This window comes from Pseudomonas sp. PS02303 (assembly GCF_029959925.1).
GTDB lineage: Bacteria > Pseudomonadota > Gammaproteobacteria > Pseudomonadales > Pseudomonadaceae > Aquipseudomonas > Aquipseudomonas mandelii.
Genome location: NZ_JASCOM010000520.1, coordinates 1 through 1,332 on the forward strand (window position 1 = coordinate 1; position 1,332 = coordinate 1,332).

Here is a 1,332-nt window from a genome sequence, read left to right on the forward strand (position 1 = left end):
GCTCGCGATCGCGGCGTGTCAGTCGACATTGATAGCGTCTGACACTCCGCCATCGCGAGCAGGCTCACTGCTACAGGGTTTTGTGTTGGGTTGGGGAGCTACTTCGGAATATCGGCCTTCATCCCTTCAACGTAGTAGTTCATCGACGCCAGTTCCGCATTGCTTGCCGTCGCGCCCGTCGGGATTTTTTCGGTGCCGGCCTGATCCTTGATCGGCCCGGTGAACGGGTGGAAGGCGCCGCTCTTGATGTCCGCAATGATCTGCTCGGCCTCGGTTTTCACCGCCGCTGGCACCAGGCCGCTGATCGGCAGTTCAACCGTGCCTTCTTTCAAACCGCCCCAGTAATCCTGCGATTTCCAGGTGTGGTCGAGCACGCTTTGGGTCGCTTGAATGTAATGCGGGCCCCAGTCGTTGACGATCGACGTCAGCACCGCCTTCGGCCCGAAGTGCGCCATGTCCGAAGCGTAGCCCACGGCATACACGCCGCGGCGTTCGGCCGCCTGAATCGGTGCCGGGCTGTCGGTGTGCTGGAACACCACGTCGACGCCCTGGTCGATCAGCGCGTTGGCGGCGTCGGCTTCCTTGCCCGGATCGAACCACGAGTTGACCCATACCACCTTGATCTCGGTGCCTGGGTTGTATTTGTTCAGGGCCAGTTGAATAGCGTTGATATCGCGGATCACCTCCGGGATAGGGAAGGACGCGACGTAGCCGATCTTCTTGGTCTTGGTCATCTTCGCCGCGAGGAAACCGCCGACGTAGCGACCTTCATACGTGCGCGCCAGGTAGGTGCCGAGGTTCTTGTCCTGCTTGTAGCCGGTGGCGTGTTCGAAGGTCACCTTGGGAAACTGCTTGGCGACTTTCAGGGTCGGGTTCATGTAGCCGAACGACGTGGTGAAGATCAGGTCGTAGTTGTCCTTGGCCATGTTGCGGATCACTCGCTCGGCGTCGGCACCTTCGGCGACGTTCTCCACATAGTTGGTGGTGATCTGATTGCCGAACTTCTCGGCCAGCGCCTTGCGCCCCTGTTCATGCTGATACGTCCAGCCGTGGTCACCGATCGGGCCGATATAGACGAAGCCGACTTTCAGCGGGTCGGCGGCGCTGGCGGTCAGGCTCGCGCTCAGACCAATAGCCGCGGCAACGGCGCAAAGCAGCTTCTTCAACGGACGTTTGTGCATGAATTCGAACTCCATGTTGTTGTGAGGTGGGCAGAGGCAATGCAAATTGCTGACCAACAGGACAACAAAAACGCCGAAACCGTGTAATGGCCTTCGCGGGCAAGCCTCGCTCCTACAAGAGCGACGCCAACCTGTAGGAGCGAGGCTTGCC

Annotated in this window: 1 protein-coding gene; it reads right to left on the reverse strand. The window is 59.9% G+C overall.

What is annotated here, in order from left to right:
- Nucleotides 1-98: 98 nt before the first annotated feature.
- Entirely contained in the window at nucleotides 99-1,181 is a 1,083-nt protein-coding gene (locus tag QMX98_RS34630; RefSeq protein ID WP_282412082.1) for a BMP family ABC transporter substrate-binding protein, read from the reverse strand.
- Nucleotides 1,182-1,332 lie beyond the last annotated feature (151 nt).